Origin of the sequence: Ancylobacter sp. TS-1 (genome assembly GCF_009223885.1) — a bacterium.
Lineage (GTDB): Bacteria > Pseudomonadota > Alphaproteobacteria > Rhizobiales > Xanthobacteraceae > Ancylobacter.
In genome coordinates this window covers 1,435,803-1,455,987 of the sequence record NZ_CP045144.1, presented here as the reverse complement: position 1 = coordinate 1,455,987, position 20,185 = coordinate 1,435,803, and the positions used below count along the sequence as shown (strand labels likewise).

Sequence of the window (20,185 nt, the reverse complement as noted above, 5' to 3'; positions counted from 1 at the left end):
ATGCCGGCCCCAGGGCCGGCATTTTTCGTGTTGCCCGCGATCTTTCATCGTCATCCCGGCCGAAGCGCAGCGGAGAGCCGGGATCGCTCACCCGCCCGCATACGATTCCGGATCGGCCTGCGGCCATCCGGGATGACGGGTTCCTGCGGGAAACCCTAGTTCCACCGTTCCGCCGCTTCGTCGTCGGCGTCTTTGGCCGCGACCCAGCCGCGCGCGTCCTCGCGCTCTTCCAGCTTCCAGAACGGCGCGTTGGTCTTGAGCCAGTCCATCAGGAACTCGGCCGCCTCGAAGGCGGCGGCGCGGTGGGCGGAGGCGGTGACGACCAGCACGATGTTGTCGCCCGGCACCATCCGCCCGTAGCGGTGGATCACGGTGGCCCCGATCAGCGGCCAGCGCCCGCGCGCCTGCTCGATCAGGCGGCCGATCTCCTCTTCCGCCATGCCGGGATAGTGCTCCAGCGTCAGCGCGATGAGCGGGGCGCCGCCGGGGGCGTCCTGCGCGCGGCACAGGCCGGCGAAGGTGACGAGGGCGCCGATGTCGGTACGCCCGCGCGCCAGCGCGGCGGCCTCGGCGGAGGGGTCGAAATCCTCGGACTGGATGCGGACGGTGAACATGCTCACCTCGCGGGGTCAGCCGCCCGTCATGGGCGGGAAGAAGGCGATCTCGCGGGCGCCGCCGAGCGGCGTCTCGGGCCGGGCGTGGCGGCGGTCGAGCGCGGCACGCACGACACGCGGATTCTCGAATGCATGCGCGTAGCCCTCGCCCCGCGCCTTGAGGAAGGCGGCGAGGTCGGCGACCGTGCGTACCTCGCCGGGCAGCGCCAGATCCTCCGCTTCCAGCCCGACGCGCTCGCGCACCCAGGCGAAATAGAGAATCCTCACTGGCTGTCCTCGATCAGGTGCCGCGCGCCGGCGCGGAAATAGTCCCAGCCGGTGTAGAGCGTCAGCAGCGCGGCGACCCACAGCAGCATGATGCCGAACAGGGTGATCCCCGGTACCAGGAAATCGGCCGCCGGCCCGGCCAGCAGCACGCCGACGGCGACGAGCTGCGCCGTGGTCTTCCACTTGGCAAGGCGGGTGACGGGCACGCTCACGCGCAGCTCGGCGAGGAATTCGCGCAGGCCCGACACCAGAATCTCGCGGCACAGGATCACCACCGCCGCCCAGAGCGACCAGCCGCGAATGGTGCCGTCGGACGCGAGCATCAGCAGCGAGGTGGAGACCAGCAGCTTGTCGGCGATCGGGTCCAGCATGCGGCCGATGGCCGATTGCTGCGACCAGGCGCGGGCGAGGTAGCCGTCGAAGAAATCGGTGATGGCGGCGACGACATAGATGGCGACCGCCAGCCAGCGCAGCCACAGGCCGCCTTCCAGTATGTCCGACCAGAACAGACAGGCGGCCACCAGCGGCACCGCCACGCAGCGGCCATAGGTCAGCAGATTGGGCAGCGAGAAGGCGTGTCCGCGGCTCACCTTTGGCGGCTCCCGTAGAGTCTGCTGGCTCGTTGCGACTTCGACCATGCTTCGCCAGTCCCCATTGCAAGGCACGTAATCATGCCGTGCGCGCACGTCAATCGCATCGCGCCTATCGGCCGATGTTTCCCGCCCGTCATGCAGGGTGCGCGCCGCCTGTGGCCGTCGCATGACGGCCCGGACGTATCATGACGGCCGGGCATGAAAGAAGTCGTAGACGGCCCGCGCAGTGGCGGCGTTCACGCCCGGCACGGCTTCCAGATCGGCCAGCGAGGCGCGCTCGATCGCCTTCAGCGTTCCGAAATGGCGCAGCAGCGCGCGCTTGCGGGTGGGGCCGACGCCGGGAATCTCCTGCAGGCCGGCCTGGGTGATGTCCTTCTTGCGCCGTGCCCGGTGTGAGCCGATGGCGAAGCGATGGGCCTCGTCGCGCAGCCTCTGCACGAAATAGAGCACCGGGTCGCGCGGCTCCAGCCGGAACGGGGCCTGGCCGTCGCGGTAGAAGGTTTCGCGGCCGGCGTCGCGGTCCGGCCCCTTCGCCACGCCGACGAGCGGAACGCCGGTGAGGCCAAGCGAGGCGAGGGTCTCCTGCGCCGCCTTGAGCTGGCCGGGGCCGCCGTCGATCAGCACGAGGTCGGGCCATGCGGTGGAGGCGGCGTCGGAAGGTTCGGCTTCTTCCTCCCGCTCCCCGGCGGGGAGAGGTGGCCCGGAACGCGGGTCGGCGAGGGGAGCGGCCTCGTCCCCGGTCGGGGGCGCCGCTTCCCTCGGATTCTCCTTCAGCAGCCGCGAGAAGCGGCGCGTGAGCACCTCGCGCATCATGCCGTAATCGTCGCCCGGCGTGAGTTCGGTCGAGCGGATGTTGAACTTGCGGTACTGGCTCTTGGCGAAGCCTTCGGGCCCGGCGACGATCATGCCGCCGACCGCGTTCGAGCCCATGATGTGGCTGTTGTCGTAGACCTCGATACGCCGGGGCGGCGCCGGCAGCTCAAAGGCGCGGGCGAGTTCCTCCAGCAGCCGCGCCTGGCTGGCGCTCTCGGCGAGCTTGCGGCCGAGCGCCTCGCGGGCGTTCTGCAAGGCGTGCTCGACCAGTTCGCGCTTCTCGCCGCGCTTGGGCACCGCGACTTCGACCCGGTGACCGGCGCGGGTGGACAGCGCCTCCTCCAGCAGTTCGCGTTCGGCGATGTCGTGGCTGAGCAGGACGAGGCGCGGGCAGGGCTTGTCCTCGTAGAACTGGGCGAGGAAGGATTCCAGCACCTCGCCGACCTCCAGCGCGCGGTCGGCGCGCGGGTAGAGCGCGTGGTTGCCCCAGTTCTGGCCAGTGCGGAAGAAGAACACCTGCACGCATGTCGCCCCGCCTTCCTGATGGATGGCGAAGACGTCCGCCTCCTCCACCGAGCGCGGGTTGATGCCCTGCGTGCCCTGCACGGCGGAAAGCGCGGCGAGGCGGTCGCGCAGCGCGGCGGCGCGCTCGAATTCCAGTTCCTCGGCGGCCTGTTCCATCTCGCGGGCGAGTTGCTCCTTCACCGCGCGGCTGCGGCCGGAGAGGAAGTCGCGCGCTTCCTCCACCAACTCGGCATAGGCGGTGTGGCCGATCTCGCCGGTGCAGGGGCCGGCGCAGCGCTTGATCTGAAACAGCAGGCAGGGACGCGTGCGCGACTCATAGAAGTTGTCCGAGCAGGAGCGCACGAGGAACGCCTTCTGCAGCGCGTTGATGGTGCGGTTGACCGCCCAGACCGAGGCGAAGGGGCCGTAATAGTCGCCCGGCCGGTTGCGCGCGCCGCGATGCTTGGCGATCTGCGGCGCGCCATGGTCGCGGGTGATGAGGATATAGGGGAACGACTTGTCGTCGCGCAGCAGCACGTTGAAGCGCGGCCGCAACTGCTTGATGAGGTTGGCCTCCAGCAGCAGCGCCTCGGTCTCGGTGCCGGTGGAGACGAACTCCATCTCGGCCGTGGCAGCCACCATGCGCATGATGCGGGCGGTGAGCCCGGCCGGGCGGGTATAGGCGACGATGCGCCGCTTGATGCTCTTGGCCTTGCCGACATAGAGCACGCCGCCGTCGGAGCCGATCATGCGGTACACGCCGGGGCCGTTCGGCGCGTGCCTGATGGCGCGGGTAATGGCGGCGCGGCCCATGGCGACCGTGCCCGGGGCGGGCTCGGATTCCTCCGGCTCGGCCGCCAGCAGGACGAGATCGTCCTCGGTCTCGGCGCTCTCGGCCTCGTCGGCGTCGATATCGGGCATGTCGGCGGTGGGGCGGGCAATCATGAGTCCCTAGATACGTATTCGTGACCACGCCGAACAGGGGCTTCCGCCCAGACCTGCGGGTCGACATGCTAGAAGTCGCGCGCGCCCGATGTGGCGGAAGCGCCACGGAGACCAGATTGCTCTCAGCCTTGAAGACCGCCGGCGCCGCGCGCTTTCCGCGTCTGTTCGCGCTGGCGAGCGTGCCGGCCGACTGGCGGGCGGCGGCAAATCCCGCCAGCGAGCTGCAATTCCTGCCGCTGGTCGTGCGGCCCGGCGACATGGCCTGCGACGTCGGCGCCAATCGCGGGCTGTTCACCTACTGGCTGCTGCGGCTGGGGGCGCGCGTCGCCGCCTTCGAGCCCAATCCCGCCATGATGCGCGTGCTCGCCTGCCGCTTCGCGCGGGCCCGCGACGAGGGACGGCTGACGCTCGGCGGCCACGCGGTCAGCGACATCGACGGAAAGGGCGTGCTCCACATTCCGCACGACCATTCGGCGCTGGCGACGCTGGACGGTCGCCTCGACGGCAACGAGGCGGTCGACGCCATCGCGGTGCTGCGCCATCGTCTCGACGATTGCGTGCGCGGGCCGGTCGACTTCATCAAGATCGACGTCGAGGGCCACGAGGCCGCCGTGCTGGAGGGCGCGCGCCGGATCCTCGCCGCCTCGCATCCCACGGTGCTGCTGGAGGCGGAGGAGCGCCATTGTCCCGGAGCGCTCGCCCGGGTGCGGGCGATACTGGAGCCGCTCGGCTATGAGGGCTATTTCGCGCAGGCGGACGGGCTGCATCCGGTGGCGGCCTTCGATGCCGGCCGCATGCAGGACATCGGCGCCCTGAACGAGGAAGGAACGCGCGTGCGCGAGGCGTATGGCTACGTCAACAACTTCCTGTTCGTGGCCCGCCCGGAGGTGCGCGAGCGCCTCCTGAACTGGCGGCCCTCCCGCGCGCTGCTCCGCGCCTGAGGCGAGGGCGCCGGAACGGATGCGTTCCGCGGCCAGCGGCCATGCGCGCATGCCACGTGTGTTCGTGCGCGAACGGGTCTATGGGAGCGGGCCATGTCCCGCCCCAGCGACGCCGTTTCACGCCCCGCCATTCCCCTGACCGGCTACGCCTTCGGCGCCGCCGGGGCGATCCTGTTCGCCTCCAAGGGCATCATCATCAAGCTCGCCTATGCGGAGGGGATCGACCCGGAGACCCTCCTGGCGCTGCGCATGGCGCTGTCGCTGCCGTTCTATCTCGTCATCGGTGCGCTCGCGGTGATGCGGATGCGGGCGAAGGGCGAGGCGCTGCCGGGGCCGGGGCTGATCGCGAAGTCGATGGCGGTGGGGGCGCTCGGTTACTGGTTCTCCTCCTATGCCGACTTCCTCGGGCTGCAGTACATCTCGGCCTCGTTCGAGCGGCTGATCCTGTACACCTACCCGTTCTTCGTCGTGCTGTTCGGCGCGCTGCTGTTCGGCCAGCCGATCCGCCGCAAGGCGCTGTGGACCTTCGTGGCCGCCTATGGCGGACTGGCGCTGATCTTCGCCGAGCGCTTCTCGGTCGATGGCAGCAGCACGGTGCGGGGCACCTTCTTCGTCGGGCTGGCGGCGATCAGCTTCGCACTCTACCAGCTCATGGCGAGCAGCCTGCTGCGCAGCATCGGCTCGGCGCTGTTCACCTGCATCGCGATGATCTCGGCCTCGTTCGTCGCGCTGACCCAGTTCGCTCTGATCCGCCCGGTGGAGGCGCTGGCGGTGTCCTCGCACGGGCTCGCGCTCGCGGCGATGATCGCCATCGGCGCGACGGTGCTGCCGAGCTTCTTCATGAACGCCGCGCTCAAGCGCATCTCGGCGCAGGCCAACTCGATGATCAGCACGGTGAGCCCGGTGGCGACCATGGTGATGGCCGTGCTCATCCTCGGCGAGACGGCGAACGCCACCGAGCTTGCCGGCGCCGTGGTGGTAATGGTCAGCATCGGCTGGTTCACGCTCAGCGACGCCCGCCGCCGGCGCTAGGCGGGCGCTCCGGGATCAGTCGTCCTCGGCGTCCGGCGTGCGCCAGGCGAGGTGCTGGCCGCCATCGACCGCGATCATCTGGCCGGTGACGCTGGCGGCGCGCGCCAGATAGGCTACCGCCCCGGCGATCTCCTCCGGCGTCGGGCCGCGCCCGAGCAGCACCGCGCCCGACTGGCGGGCGAAGGCGTCGGCATCCTGCTGCGGATTGGCCAGCGTCGGGCCGGGGCCGACGCCATTGACGCGCACACGCGGCGCCAGCGCCTGCGCCAGCATCCGCGTCGCCGCCCACAGCGCCTCCTTGGCAACGCTGTAGGAGAAATAGGCCGGCGTCGGCTTCAGCACCCGCTGGTCGATGATGTTGACGACCGCGCCGCGCGCGCCGTCGGGAAGCTGCGCCGCGAAGGCCTCCGCGAGAAAGACCGGCGCGCGCAGGTTGATCGCGAAATGGCGGTCCCACAGGGCGGTGTCGAGGCGGCCGGCGCTGTCGGGGTGGAATTCCGAGGCGTTGTTGACGAGAAGTTCGAGTGGGCCGAGCGCGGCCACGGCGGCCGGCACCACACCGGCAACCGCCTGCGGGTCCGACAGTTCCGCCGTGACGACGGCGACGCGGGCGCCGGCGGCTTCCAGTTCGGCGCGCGCCTCGTCCGCCGCCGGGCCGGCCCGGCGCACATGCAGGACGATGTCGTAGCCTTCCGCCGCCAGGCGCCGGGCGATGGCGCGCCCGATGCGCACCGCGCCGCCGGTCACGAGGGCGACGGGGCGTCTGTTCGGGGCGAGGATGGAACGTTCGGTCATGGGGTACTCATGCGACGCTGCGGCGGAATCGTCTATCGCGATGCCGTCGATTTACGCCGGCCGCACGGCAACGGATCACCGCCATCCATGGCGGCGTCAACCCTTCATTAACCAACAAATCGGCGTTTCATTCGATAATTCAGTGTATTCACAATCGCAAAATCGCATGCCTTGCGATCGTGGCTGAAGTAAATATTCGAATACCTTATGTAAACGCTTCTTTAAGCATAACGCATTCTTTCATCATCATCTAAGATTTCGATCATACATTTATCCGACTGTCAGCCTTATCTCAGGCGGAAACGCCGCTCCACGCGTGGATGCGACGCCTGAACGAGATCTAGGAGACGATTATGAAGAGCACTATCCTCGCCGGCGTCAGCCTCGCCGCCCTGCTGGCCGTGCCGGCCGCCGCTGCCGACCTCGCCTACAAGGCGCCGGCCGCCTATGCGCCGCCGCCGATGGCGTTCACCTGGACCGGCTTCTACATCGGCGCCAATGCCGGCTATGGCTGGGGCACCGCCGACTGGTCGCCGGACATTGACGGCTTCATCGGTGGCCTGCAGGCCGGCTACAACTGGCAGGGCGCCGGCCCGCTGGTGCTCGGCGTCGAGACCGACATCCAGTATGCCGACGTCTCCAGCGGGATCTTCTCGCTCGACTATTTCGGCACGGTGCGCGCGCGCATCGGCTACGCCTTCGATCAGGTTCTCGTCTACGGCACCGGCGGTCTCGCCTATGGCGGCGGCACTTACGAGACCTGGGGCCTGTCGAACTCCAAGAACCAGATCGGCTGGACGCTGGGCGGTGGCGCCGAATACGCCATCAACAACAACTGGAGCGTGAAGGGCGAGTATCTCTACGTCGATCTCGGCGAGGAGTCGTACCAGACCCTGACCGGCCCGCGCGATGTCGGCGTGAGCAGCAACATCCTGCGCGCGGGCGTGAACTACCGCTTCTGATGCCGCGAGGCGGACGGCGCCGCCGCCGTCTTGCCCGGTCTGCCGCAAGGCCCCGATGGCCGCGCGCTCCTGTCGAGCGCGTGGCCATTGTCGCTTGCGTCCCCTGCTTGCGCGGGAGTGAGTGGGTCAAATAGTGATATTCATGCAACGGTCCATGGGTTTGTTGAATGGATCGTGGCAAAATTGTTGCGTAGCGCACCGATTCGTGATCGGCAAAATTACCTCCGAGAAGTGAGGCACGGCAAGGCTTTGCGCCCGAGGGCACGTGGATTCAGGCGTCGGCGCGGCGGGTCTGGCGACCGATTCCGCCGTAATCCGGCCCTCGCCGTGCCAATGTGGGCCCCTACTTCACCTGCCGACTGAATGGCGTAACCGCGTTCACGTTGCAGGTTTATTCGGAGAGTACCCATGAAGAAGATCATCAGCTCGGGCGTCGCCGCCGTCGCCCTTCTCGCCGCGGCCCCGGCCTTCGCCGCCGACCTGCCGCAGCCTTATCCGACCAAGGCGCCGGCGGCGGTCATCGCCGAGCCGGTCTTCACCTGGACGGGCTTCTATCTCGGCGCCAATGCCGGCTATGCCTGGGGCTCGGGCGAGGGTGCCGCGAGCACGCTCGGCATCAACCCGGACGGCTTCCTCGGTGGCGGCCAGATCGGCGTGAACTACCAGTTCGACAACAACATCGTGCTGGGTGCCGAAGCCGACTTCCAGGGCTCGGACATCAAGGACAGCAGCATCTACGGCTATGAGTCGAAGCTCGACTATTTCGGCACGGTGCGCGCCCGCCTCGGCTACGCCATGGGCAATGTGCTGCCCTACGTCACCGGCGGTCTCGCCTGGGGCCACCACGAGGTCAGCGACAACCTCCTCGGCCTGAGCTCCGACAAGACCCTGGTGGGCTGGACGGTCGGCGGCGGTCTCGAATACGCCCTGACCAACAACTGGACCGTCAAGGCCGAGTATCTCTACATGGATCTCGGCGACGACTATTACGACAGCATCGGCGACAAGAGCGGCCTGACCGCCAACATCGTCCGCGCCGGCGTGAACTACAAGTTCTGATCCGGGCCGCCGGGGCGAGGGCTCCGGCGCGTCTTTCGATGAAGGCTCCGGCCATGCGGACTGAGGTTCGCGCGTGGCCGGGGCCTTTTTCGCGTTTGGGAGGCCGTGCGCGGCCCGCCGGCTCAGACCGCCGGGCGGGTTGCCTCGAAAGCGGGCACGCGTGCGGCGAACGCGTCCAGCCAGGCGACGAGGGCGGGATGGCCGGCACGCCACGCGCCGGCAAAGCGCAGGTCGAGATAGCCGAGCGCGCAGGCGAGCGCGATCTCGGCGGCATCGGCGGCGCCGCTGACCGGCGCCTTGCGGGGCGGGGACGCCTCGAGAGCCTTGAGCCCGCGCGCGACCTTGCCGGCCTGATGGTCGACCCAGTTCGCGCTGCGCTCCTGCGCCGCGCGGTAGCGGCCCTCATAGACCTGCAGCAGCGCGGCATCGCTGATGCCGTCAGCGAGGGCGAGCGCCGTCAGCACCGCATAGCGCGGTTCGCCGGCGGCCGGAATGATGACGCCGCCACCGGCGAGCGCGTCGAGATAGTCGAGGATCACCCGGGAATCGTAGATCGGCGCGCCTTCGTCCCGGAGCAGGACGGGGATCTTGCCGAGCGGGTTCTGGCCGCGCAGGGAATCGGCGGGATCGCTGGTGTCCGCCGGCACGACGTCGAGGTGGAGGCCGCACAGGACGGCGCCGATCTTGACCTTGCGGCCGAAGGGGGAGGCGGGGGAGGAACGCAGTTTCATCGCGGGGCAAGCCGTTGTCGCAGGCGCGTCGCCTGCCGGGGGGATCCGCCCCCGGAGCGCCATGCCCGGTGCCGACCGTCCCGCCGGGGCGCGGTGCCCCGGCTTCGCCGAACGCTTATCAGTCGGCCGGCTGAAGGTCGATGGCCTTCGGACCCTTGCCGCGCTTGTCCGGCTCGACCTCGAAGCTGACCCGCTGGCCTTCGGCGAGCGAGCCGAGCCCCGAGCGCGTGACCGCCGAGACATGCACGAACACGTCGCGTCCGCCGTCGTCCGGACGGATGAAGCCGTACCCCTTCTCGGTGTTGAAGAACTTGACGGTACCCATGGTCGCCATGCGCCTGCTCCTTACCCTCGGACGGCCGCGACCATCCGCCGGTTCAATATGCTGGCGAAGCTAAAGCAAGACCGATGCCGGATGATGACGCGGCGCGCCGATTCAGCGTTCCGGGGTCAGCCAGCCGACCCGGACGCGGCCGGCGCCGTCGGTGGAAAGCACCGGGGCAAGGGCGGAAAGCACGCTGCGCAACTCGTCCGCCAGCGTGAAGGGCGGGTTGACGATGACCATGCCGCAGCCGGTCATGGTGTCGGCCTGCCGCACGGCGCGCAGGTCGAACTGCACGTTCAGCGTCTTGGGGATTCCGGCCCGCTCGATCTCGCGGCGGAAGGCGTCGACCGCGCGCACATCCTTGATCGGATACCAGAGCGCATAGATGCCGGTGGACCAGCGCCGGTGCGCCTCGGCCAGCCCCTGCGCGAGCCGGTGGAACTCGCCCGGCTCCTCGAACGGGGGATCGACCAGCACGAGGCCGCGCCGTTCCCTCGGCGGCAGATAGGCGTTGAGCGCCTGCCAAGCGTCGGTCGCCAGCACCTTGGCGCGGGCGTCGCGGCCGACCGATTCCTCCAGCGCCGCGCGCACGCCGGGCTGGGTCTCGCAGAACAGCAGCCGGTCCTGCGGGCGGGCGAGCGCCTGCGCGATCAGCGGCGAGCCGGGATAATGGCGGAGCGCCGTCGCCAGCGCCGCATCGTCCGCCGCCGCCACGTTCACGGCGCGCACGGCGTCGAGCCAGGGCGCCAGCAGTTCGGCGATCGCCGGGGCGAAGCGGGCGCGCAGCACGGCGCCGATGCCGCCCTCCCACTCGCCGGTGCGGCGGGCCTCGTCGCCGGCCAGATCGTAGAGGCCGGCGCCGGCATGGGTGTCGATGACGCGGAAAGCGGCATCCTTGCGGGCGAGATAGGCGAGGATGCGCGCCAGCACCACGTGCTTGACGACGTCGGCGAAATTGCCGGCATGGAAGGCGTGGCGATAGTTCATCCGGTCCTCATCGCGCCGACGCGCCCTCGCGTACGGGCGGCATCACCACGCGGGCGGCGCGGCAGGCGCGCCGGTCGACTTCCGGGCAGGGGGTGAAGCCGAGCGAGCGATCGAGGCAGATGCGCACTTCGGTAAGCCGGCGGCCGTCGCAGCCGACCGCGATCATGTCGGCGGCGAGGCCCGGATTGTCGGCCCGGAACGCGCTCTCGACCTCGGCGGGCGAGACCATGCGGTAGTCGTCGAGCCGGCGGAAGGCGGCCGGGATGGTCACGCCGGCATAGGCGCGGCGCACGAGGTCGAAATAGGCGGCCGGGTCGGGCGTGGCGCAGGTGCCGTGCGTGCGCCATTCATGTAGCACGAGGCGGCGGCTCGGCATGATGTCGAGCATGGAGCGCAGCACCGGCTCGGGCACGTAGGGGGCGGGGGTCACGCAGTTCTCCGGCCAGCCCCGCTTATATTGCGGCCACAGCCCGTGCACGACGAAGGCGAAGGGGCGGGCGGTGGCACACTGCGCCGGCTCGGCGCGCTCGCCCATGGCCTCGCAATAGGAGGGCGACCAGGACAGCGCCAGCACGTAATGGTCGAAACGGCCGGGCTCGCCCTTCTGCTGCGCGCCCGCCAGAGCGGGCCAGAGCATCAGCGCGGCAAGGACAAGCCATGCCACGCCCGCGCGCCTCGGGGCGCCCATGGTGCCGACCGGGCTCCGCGCGGCCAGCCTCAGGGCTTGGCCATGCGGCAGTTCGGCTCGTAGGTCCAGGAGCGGTCGAGGCCCTCGACGCACCATTCGACGCCCCAGGAGAAGCCCAGGAAGCCGCCATCCTCGACGATCGAGTACCAGACGGTGTGGCGGCGCGGGCCGGAGGCCACCTTGCCGGTGGTGCCGCCCTGATAGGCGCCGCTGCCATAGGCACCTTCGGTGCCGAAGCTCGGCGTGCCCTCGACGCCCGTGACCACGACGTCGGCACGGCAGAAGCGGCGCGGGATGTTCTCCTCGCCCCAGGGCCGGAAGGCGATCTCGCGGATATGGTCGAAGCTGTTGATGGTCAGGCTCGAATTCCAGAAGCGCGATTCGGTGGTGGCGAAGTGGCTCTGGATGCGCGAGAGCGCCGAAGGCGTGTCGCAGGCCGGAATGTTGCCGCTGTAGTTCGGGCCCGACAGCCAGAAGTTCTTCTCGAAGAAGTTCGCCGCCTCGGCGCTGCCGAGCGAGGCCGTGAGCATGCCGGCCGCCGCGAGGGCGCACATGGTCCGGCCGAAAAGGCCCGTCGTTCCCTTGCCGTCGGCACGCATCGCACGTCTCCAATACCCGTAGGGTTGGGAAGATGCGTCGCCCCGCCGGCCGGGTCAATGACGGCAAGGCCACACTGCGCCGGATTCCGGCACCGTCGCGGGCGGAAGGCCGCCGTTCAGATCAGCCGGATGACGTAGAGCTTGCGCGTCGTCTCGACGACTTCCCAGATTCCCTTGAAGCCGGGGCGGATGGCGAAGCTGTCGCCCGCCTTCACCCGGACCGGCTCCTTGCCGTCCTCGTGCAGGATGGAGACGCCCTCGGTGATCGAGCAGAACTCCCATTCCTCGTAATCCACCCGCCAGGCGCCGGGCGAGGACTCCCAGATGCCGGCGAACAGGGCGCCGTCCGGCAGGGTCTCGAAGTTCCAGGTCAGGTGGCGCGGCTCGCCCGAGACGATGCGCTCGGGCAGCGGCACCGTCTCCTCCGGCGGACCGAGATCGGCGGGGTCGAAGGACAGGAGGAACGACATGGAGACCTCGGCGGATGAACCCGTACGGCGGCCCGGCAGGGCCTCCAAACAAGAGCGGCGCGGACATCCTGCTGGATGAGCCGCGCCGTCTCAAGCCGCTTCGATGCCCCCCAGCGTCGAAGCGAATGGCTATTCCGCCGGCGCCGGTTCCGCGTGGACGGCGGATGGCGATTCCTCAAGCGCGGCGTATTTCGCGCAGGCGAAAAGGAAGCCGGCAACCAGAAGGTAAGCAAATGCCACCGCTGGAGTCACGGCAAATCCGACGCTCTCCCCGTGCATGAAGCCGAAAAAGGTGAGGACAGCGCCGGCAAGGGCAAAGGCGGCCGCGTTGACGAGCTGGCGTTCGACCACGAAGACGCCGATGGCGCCGAGCACGAGGCCGACCAGGATGGCGCCGCCGCCCATCACCTCCAGCCCGTGATAGAGCACGCCGACCTGACCCATCTTCTCGATGCCGATGGCGGCCGCCGAGGTGCCCGCGAGGCCGAGCGAATTGTCGATCAGCAGCTTGGCCCAGGCCGCCAGATGCGGTGTCAGCGCCAGCACCACGGCCGGCGCATGCTTGGCCGGCGTGGTCTGGAAGGCCTGCGCCCCGATCAGCATGCCGATGTAGAGCAGGATGGGTGAGATGGCGACGACCGGGATCAGCGCCAGCAGCAGCGCGATGATGCCGAACCAGGACAGCACGATGACCATCACGCCGGTGGCGGCGGAATAGCCGATGCGCCCGCCCATCGATTTCCAGCCGGGGTGGCCGATATAGACCGCGTTGATGAAGGGGTTGCCCATCAGGCAGCCGATCAGGCTGACCACGCCGTCGGCGGTCAGCACGCGGGTGGTCGGATAGTGGTCGCCGGCCGCCTCGGCGCTCTCCACATTGTCCATCGCCTCGACCAGATCGTAGATGCCGAAGGGAATGGCGGTGACGAGGATGACGCCGAGATAGTTGAAGCCGTGGAACACGTGGTCGAAGGCGGGCAGCGGAACGGAGAAGCCGAACGTGGCGAAGGCGTCGCCGACCTTGTCGACGCTCATGCCGCCATAGTTCAGCCCGAACAGGTTCGAGCCCCAGGCGATGATCATGCCGACCGCGATGGCGATGAGGCCGGCGGGAATGCCCTTGGGATATTTCACCCCGCCGAACCAGCTCACCATGATGATGGCGAAGCAGACGAGGCCGATCACCGGGGTCGAGAAGATCTCGAAGGCCGGGCGCATCGAGATGAAGGCGATGGACACGCCCGCCAGCGTGCCGAGCAGGGCCGCGCGCGGCGTGATCTTGCGGATCCACGGCGCGACGAAGCCGCCGATCATCAGGATGAAGCTCTGGAAGAACACCCAGACGAGGCCGGCCTCCCAGCCCTGCACCGGGTCGCCGGTGGCGGCGCCGATGGGCAGCATGATGACGAAGGTGACGACGAACATGTGCGGCACGCTGATGCCCGAGGGCAGGGCGCACACATCGTCGCGGCCGGTCTTCTTGGCCAGCTGGTAGCCGAGGAACGCGTAATAGGCGGTGGACAGGAACATCATCAGCCCGACCGCCGGCAGGATGCGGCCGAAGACGATCTCGGGCGGCATCTTCAGCACGAACTGCAGCAGGCCGGTCAGCACCAGCATGTTGACGAGAATGTTGGTGCCGAAGCCGAACAGCGCGTTCCAGTCGCCGGGGGTCCACAGCGTCGGGCGCGTGCCCATGCGGGCGGGGGAGATCGGGGTCATTTCGGTCGCGGACATGCGGCAATTCCTCGAATGGCAAATGACGGGTGGCATGCGCAGGCGGGCGGCGCCGGGCGCCGGACGAAGCGGCTTCAGGCGGCGCTGGAGCGCGCGGCCTCGGTCTTGTTGCCGAGCGCGGCGAGCAGCGCGGCGGAATCGGACACCCAGCCGAATATCCCGCCCTGCGCCTTGATCATCTCAAGGCCGACGCGGTGGAAATCCGGGAAATAGGAGGCGCAGCAATCGGCCAGCGCCACGCAGCGATAGCCGCGGTCATTGCCTTCGCGGATCGTGGTGTGGACGCACACTTCGGTGGTGACGCCGGCCACCAGCAGGGTGTCGATGCCGCGGTTCTTGAGGATGAGTTCGAGGTCGGTCTGGTAGAAGGCGCCCTTGCCGGGCTTGTCGAGCACAACCTCGCCGGCGGCCGGGTAGAGTTCGGGGATAATGTCGTGCCCGGCCTCGCCGCGAATGAGGATGCGGCCCATCGGGCCGGCGCAGCCGATGCGCGCGGTGGGCTCGCCGCGCTCCACCTTGGCGGGGGGCGCGTCGGCCATGTCGGGGCGATGGCCCTCGCGGGTGTGGATGACCAGAATGCCGGTCGCGCGCGCCGCCGCCAGCGCCCGCTGGCAGGGGCCGACGGCGGCCTGCAGCAGCGAGACGTCGTTGCCCAGCGTCTCGCCGAAGCCGCCCGGCTCCAGAAAGTCGCGCTGCATGTCGATGATGACCAGCGCGGTACGCCGTGGATCGAAGGCGAGGGGGGCCGGCTCGGCGGCCAGGAGTGAGTCGGGCATGGCGTCTCCGCGGGGCGGTGGGGGGCGACGGACGCAGGCGGCCGGCACGGCCTCGCCGCGCGGTCGGCGTTGTATGCATTGGTGTATGCATCGCCCATGCCAACGGGGATGGCAGAATAAGTCATTGATTTTGATTATTAAAAAATAAGGAGCGCAGTGGCGCCGGTCGTCGATGGCGCCAAGGATTAGGTCATGATGACCAAATTTTAGTCGTCGAGGCAGCGCTGCCTCTCGCGTGACCGGCGGCGCCCCGGGCGTTCGGCGAGGCGGCGACGGGGTTTGATCGCTCCGCGCGGCGCCGCCTTTGCATGGGCCGATTCTGCCCCCATATTCGCGCCATGGCCAAAGCAGCTCGTCCCGGCGGATTCTCCGAACGCTCCCAGCGCGCGTTCGAGCCCGCACAATCCGCAACGCTCGATCCCGCCCTCGCCGAGAAGCTCGGCGTGGCGCCGACCTCGGGCGCCTCCGCCACCGTCGCGGCGCTGACGGCGCTGATCGAGACCGGCCGGCCGGAGGTGGACGGTCAGCTCTGGGTGCCGCACCGGCCGGCGCGGCCGGAGAAGTCGGAGGGCGGCGTCCGCTTCGTGCTGAAGTCGGACTACACGCCCAATGGCGACCAGCCGCAGGCGATCGAGGAACTGGTGGCGGCGGCCAATGAGGGCGAGCGCGACCAGGTGCTGCTCGGCGTCACCGGCTCCGGCAAGACCTTCACCATGGCCAACGTCATCGAGCGGGTGCAGCGTCCGGCGCTGGTGCTGGCGCCGAACAAGACGCTGGCGGCGCAGCTCTATGGCGAGTTCAAGAGCTTCTTCCCCGACAATGCGGTGGAGTATTTCGTCTCCTATTACGACTACTACCAGCCCGAGGCCTATGTGCCGCGCACCGACACCTTCATCGAGAAGGAATCGTCGATCAACGAGCAGATCGACCGCATGCGCCACTCGGCCACGCGTTCGCTGCTGGAGCGCGACGACGTGATCATCGTCGCCTCGGTGTCCTGCATCTACGGTATCGGCTCGGTCGAGACCTATGCGTCGATGACCTTCAAGATCGAGGTCGGCGAGCGCGTCGACCAGCGCCAGCTTCTCGCCGATCTGGTGGCGCTTCAGTACAAGCGCACGCAGGGCGATTTCGGGCGCGGCACGTTCCGGGTGCGCGGCGACGTCATCGAGATCTTCCCCGCCCATTACGAGGATCGCGCCTGGCGGGTGTCGCTGTTCGGCGACGAGGTGGAGAGCATCCAGGAATTCGACCCGCTCACCGGGCAGAAGTCGCAGGACCTGAAATTCGTCAAGCTCTACGCCAACTCGCATTATGTGACGCCGCGCCCGACGCTGATCCAGGCGATCCAGGGCATCAAGGCCGAGCTGAAGCATCGCCTCGACGAGCTGAACGCCATGGGCCGGCTGCTGGAGGCCCAGCGGCTGGAGCAGCGCTGCACCTTCGACCTCGAAATGATGGAGGCGACGGGTAGCTGCGCCGGCATCGAGAACTATTCGCGCTGGCTCACCGGCCGCCAGCCCGGCGAGCCGCCGCCGACCCTGTTCGAATATGTGCCCGACAACGCGATGATCTTCTGCGACGAGAGCCATGTGACCATCCCGCAGATCGGCGCCATGTATCGCGGCGACTTCCGCCGCAAGGCGACGCTGGCCGAATACGGATTCCGCCTGCCGAGCTGCATGGACAACCGGCCGCTGCGCTTCGAGGAATGGGAGGCGATGCGCCCGCAGACGGTGCATGTCTCCGCCACGCCCGGCAAATGGGAGATGGAGAAAACCGGCGGCGTGTTCGTCGAGCAGGTCATCCGCCCCACCGGCCTCGTCGATCCCGAGATCGAGGTGCGCCCGGCCCGCACGCAGGTCGACGACCTGCTGGGCGAGGTGCGCCAGACCGCGCAGCAGGGCTACCGCACTCTCGTCACCGTGCTCACCAAACGCATGGCCGAGGACCTGACCGAATATCTGCACGAGAACGGCATCCGCGTGCGCTACATGCACTCGGACATCGACACCATCGAGCGCATCGAGATCATCCGCGACCTCAGGCTCGGCGCCTTCGACGCGCTGATCGGCATCAACCTGCTGCGCGAGGGCCTCGACATCCCCGAATGCGGGCTGGTCGCCATTCTCGATGCCGACAAGGAGGGCTTCCTGCGCTCGGAAACCTCGCTGATCCAGACCATCGGCCGCGCCGCGCGCAATGTCGACGGGCGCGTGCTGCTCTATGCCGACAGCATCACCGGCTCGATGGAGCGGGCGATGGCGGAGACGCAGCGCCGCCGCGACAAGCAGATCGCCTGGAATGTCGAGCACGGCATCACGCCGGAGAGCGTGAAGAAGGCGATCGGGGACATTCTCAACAGCGTCTATGAGCGTGACCATGTGACGGTCGATTCCGGCCTCGCCGAGGGTGCGGCGACCTATGGCAACAACCTCGCCACCGTCATGGCCGACCTCGAAAAGCGCATGCGCGCCGCCGCCGCCGACCTCGACTTCGAGCAGGCTGCGCGGCTGCGCGACGAGATCAAGCGGTTGCAGGCGACGGAACTGGTGCTGTCGGACGATCCGCTGGCCCGGCAGGACAGCGTCGACGAGCGCACCGGCGGCTATCGCGGCGAACGCAAATATGGCCGCGCCGCCAATATGCCGGAGAAGAAGGCGAAGGGTGGAGGCCGGGCCGGCACCGGGCGCTCTTCCCCGGGGCATGTCTCCTCGGGGCACGAGGCGCGCGCGGACGAGGCGCAGGCCGCCTATGAGCCGGGCGAGCCGCCCATGTTCGCGCCGCGCGCGGCTTCGCGCATCGTCAAGCCGTCGCTGGACGATATGGGCCCCGGCACCGACCGGGTGGAGCCGCTGCGCGTGGAGGACTGGGTACGCCCCGAGCGTCCCGATCCGATGACCAAGGGCCATCGCAAGGGCGGAAGGCGGGCGCCGAAGCGGTGAGGGCGGCTATCCGCGTGGTCCCGCATTGACGTTGCGCGGCAGAAGGCTTCCCCTGCGCCATGCCGGATCGCGCGCGGCATGTCGTGCGCTGCGGATCGCGGCGGGGGGACGACATGAACTTCACGCAGGCTGTTTCCAGCGTTCTCGGTAACTACTCCACCTTCACAGGCCGCGCGCCGCGCTCGGAATACTGGTGGTGGGCGGCCTTCTCCATCCTCGTGAACATCGCCACCAGCGTCATCGATACGGCGATCTTCGGCACCTATGCGCTGGTGCATTATGGCGAGATGACCGCATTCACCCCGATCACGACGCTGGTCGGGCTGGCGCTCATCATCCCCTCCATCGCGGTGGCGGCGCGGCGCTTCCACGACATGGACCGCACCGGCTGGTGGCTGCTGATCGGCTTCACCGGCATCGGCGCCTTCGTCGTCTTCTTCTGGTTCATGGTGAAGGGCACGCCCGGCCCGAACCGCTTCGGCCCCGACCCGCTGGGGCAGTAGCCAGCAAAAAGGGCGGCTCGCGCCGCCCTTCGTTCTTCCTGTTCCGCAGGCGCGTGCGCCGTTCAGCCCTGCTGGATGGCGCTGAGCTTCCAGTCGCCGCCGGGGGCGCGCGTGAAGGTCCAGAATTCGACCGCCTGCTCCTTGCGCTGGGGATCGCCCTGCACGACGCGGCCGGTGGCCTTTTCGCGGGTGACGTCGGTCAGTTCGTAGCGCATGGCGACGGTGGCGTACTCGCCGGTCTCCTCGGCCCAGGCTTCCGACAGGTCGCCCTGAAGAAGCTTGACGTCGCCGAGCTGGTTCTCCAGCCCGTCGCGGTCGAGCTCGTCGAGCTCGCCGGCGAGATAACCGGCCATTTCCGGCGTGGCGAGGCCGGCAAGGGCGGCGCGGTCGCCGCGGCTATAGGCGTCCTGCACGTCGCCGAGCATGCGCTCGAAGGCATCGAAATCCGAGCCCTCCAGCTTGATCGGCTTGCCGCGCGGGCCGGTGCCGAAGCCGAAGCGCGGGGCGGCCGCGCCCGTGCCGCCGGCTGGCGCGGCGGCGCCGTTCAGCGCCTCGCGGGCCATCGGCTCGGGACGTCCGTCCGGGCGAGCGCCGCCGGCATAGGACGGCTGGTTGCGCGAGCGCATCCAGCCCATGACCAGCCGCACGACGATGAAGATGAGCGCGACCTGAAGCAGCAGGCCGAGAATGCCGGACAGGCTGCCGAGGCCGGAGAAGAAGCCCGAACCCATCAGCAGGCCGAAAATGCCGGCGCCGAGCAGGCCGCCCATCAGCCCGCCCATGAAGCCGCCACGGTTGAAGAAGCCGCCGGGACGGGCGGCCGCAGCCGTGCCCAGAGTCGAGGCGCCGGGCTGCGCCTGAGGCGTTGCCGAGCGCTGCATGGGCTGCGCGGTGGGGGCGGTGGGCGTGGGCGCCGGGGTCGACCAGGTGCGGGAGCCACGGCTGCCGAAACTCATGCTGCGGCCGGCGCGGGCCTCGGCGAAATCGCTGGCGACGAGGACGCCGGCGGCGACGAACAGGGCGCCGATGGCAAGGCGCAGGGCAGCGGAACGCAGGCGCAGGGATCGCAAGGGACACGTCTCCAGTGACATCATGCGGCACGTGCCGCAACGTCATCTATATGGGGTGAGGCGGGTGGAATGCCAGCCCTCACGCGTCGCGCGCACGGGCACGCGGCGTGCGGAAGGTGCGTCCGGGCGGCATGGGGCCGGCGTTCGCCGCCGCTTTCAAGCGCTCGCACATTGACGTGAGGGGGGCGCGGATTCGGCGAAACGCGGGAGGTGCCGAGGGCTCGGCGGCGGCGCGCAAGTGGGCGCCGGATCCCGGCCGGACTCAGTTCTCCGGCGGTGGCGCGGCGCACCGAGGGCGTCGCGCGGGCGGGCGTGTCATTCGCCGCCGGGGAGGGCGGCAGGCCGGCGCTTCAGAAGCCGAGCCGCGATTCGATGGCGGCGATCGAGCCGACCGGGGCGTTCACATTGTCCGCCTTGCGCTCGCCGGGTATGGCGGGACGTGCGGGGGCGATGCTGGCCGTCTGGCCGAAGGCGGTCTTGGTGGGCGGCAGGGCAGCGGGGGTCTGAACCTCGTTGCGGTTCATGACGGGGGGCATTTCGAAGTCCTTCCTGTTACGCATACGCGTCTCGATAGCAGCCTTCCGGCTGTTCCTTTTCCGGCGCCGCACGACGGCGACACCGGCCTTCACGATCATGGTTATGAACCGGTAACCCTGAATCTTTCCTGATCGACCCGTTCATGCTGGCGGGGGTTTCGTTCAGAATCGCGGCGGCTCTGGGGCAATTGGCGAGAAATTCGCCGGCTGTGGCCTCATTGCCGCAATCCCCGCGCAAGCTTTGGCCCTCGCTTGGCGCGCGGTTCGTCCCATGGATGGGGAAAGGACGCCTG

At 69.0% G+C, this 20,185-nt stretch carries 21 protein-coding genes; 6 read left to right on the top strand and 15 right to left on the bottom strand.

The features are described from left to right. Nucleotides 1-155: 155 nt before the first annotated feature. From GBB76_RS07015 to uvrC, 4 genes are all read right to left on the bottom strand, one after another. Nucleotides 156-614, bottom strand: coding sequence for a molybdenum cofactor biosynthesis protein MoaE (locus GBB76_RS07015; RefSeq protein WP_152302641.1), 459 nt, complete (start codon nt 612-614; stop codon nt 156-158). Nucleotides 615-629: 15 nt separating this feature from the next. Beyond that, nucleotides 630-881: a molybdopterin converting factor subunit 1 gene (moaD, locus tag GBB76_RS07010; protein ID WP_152302640.1), complete on the bottom strand. Its 252-nt coding sequence runs from the start codon at nt 879-881 to the stop codon at nt 630-632. Further along, the gene (gene pgsA / locus GBB76_RS07005) at nt 878-1,519 is read right to left on the bottom strand and encodes a CDP-diacylglycerol--glycerol-3-phosphate 3-phosphatidyltransferase (protein WP_246669066.1); all 642 of its coding nucleotides are present in this window, start codon (nt 1,517-1,519) and stop codon (nt 878-880) included. Before pgsA ends, moaD begins: the two co-directional genes overlap by 4 nt. 138 nt (nt 1,520-1,657) lie before the next feature. Further along, complete coding sequence (gene uvrC / locus GBB76_RS07000) at nt 1,658-3,736, bottom strand: excinuclease ABC subunit UvrC (protein ID WP_152302639.1); 2,079 nt, start codon at nt 3,734-3,736, stop codon at nt 1,658-1,660. Nucleotides 3,737-3,852: 116 nt separating this feature from the next. Here uvrC and GBB76_RS06995 point away from each other — a divergent pair, with 116 nt between their 5' ends. Further along, nucleotides 3,853-4,677: an FkbM family methyltransferase gene (locus GBB76_RS06995; RefSeq protein WP_152302638.1), complete on the top strand. Its 825-nt coding sequence runs from the start codon at nt 3,853-3,855 to the stop codon at nt 4,675-4,677. 93 nt (nt 4,678-4,770) lie between these two features. Continuing rightward, nucleotides 4,771-5,709 (top strand): DMT family transporter, encoded by a 939-nt coding sequence (locus GBB76_RS06990; protein ID WP_152302637.1) that lies wholly within the window; start codon nt 4,771-4,773, stop codon nt 5,707-5,709. 15 nt (nt 5,710-5,724) lie between these two features. Here the strand turns inward: GBB76_RS06990 and GBB76_RS06985 are convergent, their stop codons facing one another. Beyond that, nucleotides 5,725-6,504 (bottom strand): SDR family oxidoreductase, encoded by a 780-nt coding sequence (locus tag GBB76_RS06985; RefSeq protein WP_152302636.1) that lies wholly within the window; start codon nt 6,502-6,504, stop codon nt 5,725-5,727. A 353-nt stretch (nt 6,505-6,857) separates the two neighbouring features. Here GBB76_RS06985 and GBB76_RS06980 point away from each other — a divergent pair, with 353 nt between their 5' ends. After that, entirely contained in the window at nt 6,858-7,466 is a 609-nt protein-coding gene (locus tag GBB76_RS06980; protein WP_152302635.1) for an outer membrane protein, read from the top strand. Nucleotides 7,467-7,874: 408 nt separating this feature from the next. Further along, complete coding sequence (locus GBB76_RS06975; RefSeq protein ID WP_152302634.1) at nt 7,875-8,525, top strand: outer membrane protein; 651 nt, start codon at nt 7,875-7,877, stop codon at nt 8,523-8,525. Between the two features lie 122 nt (nt 8,526-8,647). Here GBB76_RS06975 and GBB76_RS06970 read toward each other — a convergent pair whose 3' ends face one another. From GBB76_RS06970 to GBB76_RS06935, 8 genes are all read right to left on the bottom strand, one after another. After that, complete coding sequence (locus GBB76_RS06970) at nt 8,648-9,256, bottom strand: glutathione S-transferase family protein (RefSeq protein ID WP_152302633.1); 609 nt, start codon at nt 9,254-9,256, stop codon at nt 8,648-8,650. Between the two features lie 118 nt (nt 9,257-9,374). Then, complete coding sequence (locus GBB76_RS06965) at nt 9,375-9,590, bottom strand: cold-shock protein (protein WP_152302632.1); 216 nt, start codon at nt 9,588-9,590, stop codon at nt 9,375-9,377. 102 nt (nt 9,591-9,692) lie between these two features. Beyond that, a complete protein-coding gene (locus GBB76_RS06960; protein ID WP_152302631.1) occupies nt 9,693-10,568 on the bottom strand; it encodes a 23S rRNA (adenine(2030)-N(6))-methyltransferase RlmJ in 876 nt (291 codons plus the stop codon). A 7-nt stretch (nt 10,569-10,575) separates the two neighbouring features. Continuing rightward, nucleotides 10,576-11,256, bottom strand: a complete 681-nt coding sequence (locus tag GBB76_RS06955) for a ribonuclease T2 (protein ID WP_152302630.1) — start codon at nt 11,254-11,256, stop codon at nt 10,576-10,578. Nucleotides 11,257-11,285: 29 nt separating this feature from the next. After that, on the bottom strand, nt 11,286-11,855 hold the full coding sequence (locus tag GBB76_RS06950) for a hypothetical protein (protein ID WP_152302629.1): 570 nt from the start codon (nt 11,853-11,855) through the stop codon (nt 11,286-11,288). A 116-nt stretch (nt 11,856-11,971) separates the two neighbouring features. After that, entirely contained in the window at nt 11,972-12,325 is a 354-nt protein-coding gene (locus GBB76_RS06945; protein WP_152302628.1) for a cupin domain-containing protein, read from the bottom strand. Between the two features lie 129 nt (nt 12,326-12,454). Continuing rightward, nucleotides 12,455-14,062: a regulator gene (locus GBB76_RS06940; RefSeq protein WP_152302627.1), complete on the bottom strand. Its 1,608-nt coding sequence runs from the start codon at nt 14,060-14,062 to the stop codon at nt 12,455-12,457. Nucleotides 14,063-14,136: 74 nt separating this feature from the next. Continuing rightward, entirely contained in the window at nt 14,137-14,838 is a 702-nt protein-coding gene (locus GBB76_RS06935) for a cysteine hydrolase family protein (protein ID WP_152302626.1), read from the bottom strand. Between the two features lie 338 nt (nt 14,839-15,176). On the opposite strand from GBB76_RS06935, the gene uvrB reads away from it, so the two are divergent. Then, nucleotides 15,177-17,783: an excinuclease ABC subunit UvrB gene (uvrB, locus tag GBB76_RS06930; protein WP_152302625.1), complete on the top strand. Its 2,607-nt coding sequence runs from the start codon at nt 15,177-15,179 to the stop codon at nt 17,781-17,783. Nucleotides 17,784-17,896: 113 nt separating this feature from the next. Continuing rightward, entirely contained in the window at nt 17,897-18,286 is a 390-nt protein-coding gene (locus GBB76_RS06925) for a DUF805 domain-containing protein (RefSeq protein ID WP_152302624.1), read from the top strand. A 62-nt stretch (nt 18,287-18,348) separates the two neighbouring features. Here GBB76_RS06925 and GBB76_RS06920 read toward each other — a convergent pair whose 3' ends face one another. Together GBB76_RS06920 and GBB76_RS06915 are read right to left on the bottom strand one after the other, a co-directional pair. Further along, complete coding sequence (locus tag GBB76_RS06920) at nt 18,349-19,356, bottom strand: TIM44-like domain-containing protein (RefSeq protein ID WP_152302623.1); 1,008 nt, start codon at nt 19,354-19,356, stop codon at nt 18,349-18,351. Nucleotides 19,357-19,706: 350 nt separating this feature from the next. After that, the gene (locus GBB76_RS06915; RefSeq protein ID WP_152302622.1) at nt 19,707-19,892 is read right to left on the bottom strand and encodes a hypothetical protein; all 186 of its coding nucleotides are present in this window, start codon (nt 19,890-19,892) and stop codon (nt 19,707-19,709) included. Nucleotides 19,893-20,185 lie beyond the last annotated feature (293 nt).

Coding starts and splice junctions, on each gene's coding strand:
- uvrC (WP_152302639.1), bottom strand. CDS start 3,736: ATGATTGCCCGCCCCACCGCCGACATGCCCGATATCGACGCCGACGAG.
- GBB76_RS06975 (WP_152302634.1), top strand. CDS start 7,875: ATGAAGAAGATCATCAGCTCGGGCGTCGCCGCCGTCGCCCTTCTCGCC.
- GBB76_RS06960 (WP_152302631.1), bottom strand. CDS start 10,568: ATGAACTATCGCCACGCCTTCCATGCCGGCAATTTCGCCGACGTCGTC.
- GBB76_RS06925 (WP_152302624.1), top strand. CDS start 17,897: ATGAACTTCACGCAGGCTGTTTCCAGCGTTCTCGGTAACTACTCCACC.
- GBB76_RS06935 (WP_152302626.1), bottom strand. CDS start 14,838: ATGCCCGACTCACTCCTGGCCGCCGAGCCGGCCCCCCTCGCCTTCGAT.
- GBB76_RS06965 (WP_152302632.1), bottom strand. CDS start 9,590: ATGGCGACCATGGGTACCGTCAAGTTCTTCAACACCGAGAAGGGGTAC.
- GBB76_RS07015 (WP_152302641.1), bottom strand. CDS start 614: ATGTTCACCGTCCGCATCCAGTCCGAGGATTTCGACCCCTCCGCCGAG.
- GBB76_RS06950 (WP_152302629.1), bottom strand. CDS start 11,855: ATGCGTGCCGACGGCAAGGGAACGACGGGCCTTTTCGGCCGGACCATG.
- GBB76_RS06980 (WP_152302635.1), top strand. CDS start 6,858: ATGAAGAGCACTATCCTCGCCGGCGTCAGCCTCGCCGCCCTGCTGGCC.
- uvrB (WP_152302625.1), top strand. CDS start 15,177: ATGGCCAAAGCAGCTCGTCCCGGCGGATTCTCCGAACGCTCCCAGCGC.
- pgsA (WP_246669066.1), bottom strand. CDS start 1,519: ATGGTCGAAGTCGCAACGAGCCAGCAGACTCTACGGGAGCCGCCAAAG.
- GBB76_RS06955 (WP_152302630.1), bottom strand. CDS start 11,256: ATGGGCGCCCCGAGGCGCGCGGGCGTGGCATGGCTTGTCCTTGCCGCG.
- GBB76_RS06945 (WP_152302628.1), bottom strand. CDS start 12,325: ATGTCGTTCCTCCTGTCCTTCGACCCCGCCGATCTCGGTCCGCCGGAG.
- GBB76_RS06940 (WP_152302627.1), bottom strand. CDS start 14,062: ATGTCCGCGACCGAAATGACCCCGATCTCCCCCGCCCGCATGGGCACG.
- GBB76_RS06990 (WP_152302637.1), top strand. CDS start 4,771: ATGTCCCGCCCCAGCGACGCCGTTTCACGCCCCGCCATTCCCCTGACC.
- GBB76_RS06985 (WP_152302636.1), bottom strand. CDS start 6,504: ATGACCGAACGTTCCATCCTCGCCCCGAACAGACGCCCCGTCGCCCTC.
- GBB76_RS06970 (WP_152302633.1), bottom strand. CDS start 9,256: ATGAAACTGCGTTCCTCCCCCGCCTCCCCCTTCGGCCGCAAGGTCAAG.
- GBB76_RS06915 (WP_152302622.1), bottom strand. CDS start 19,892: ATGCCCCCCGTCATGAACCGCAACGAGGTTCAGACCCCCGCTGCCCTG.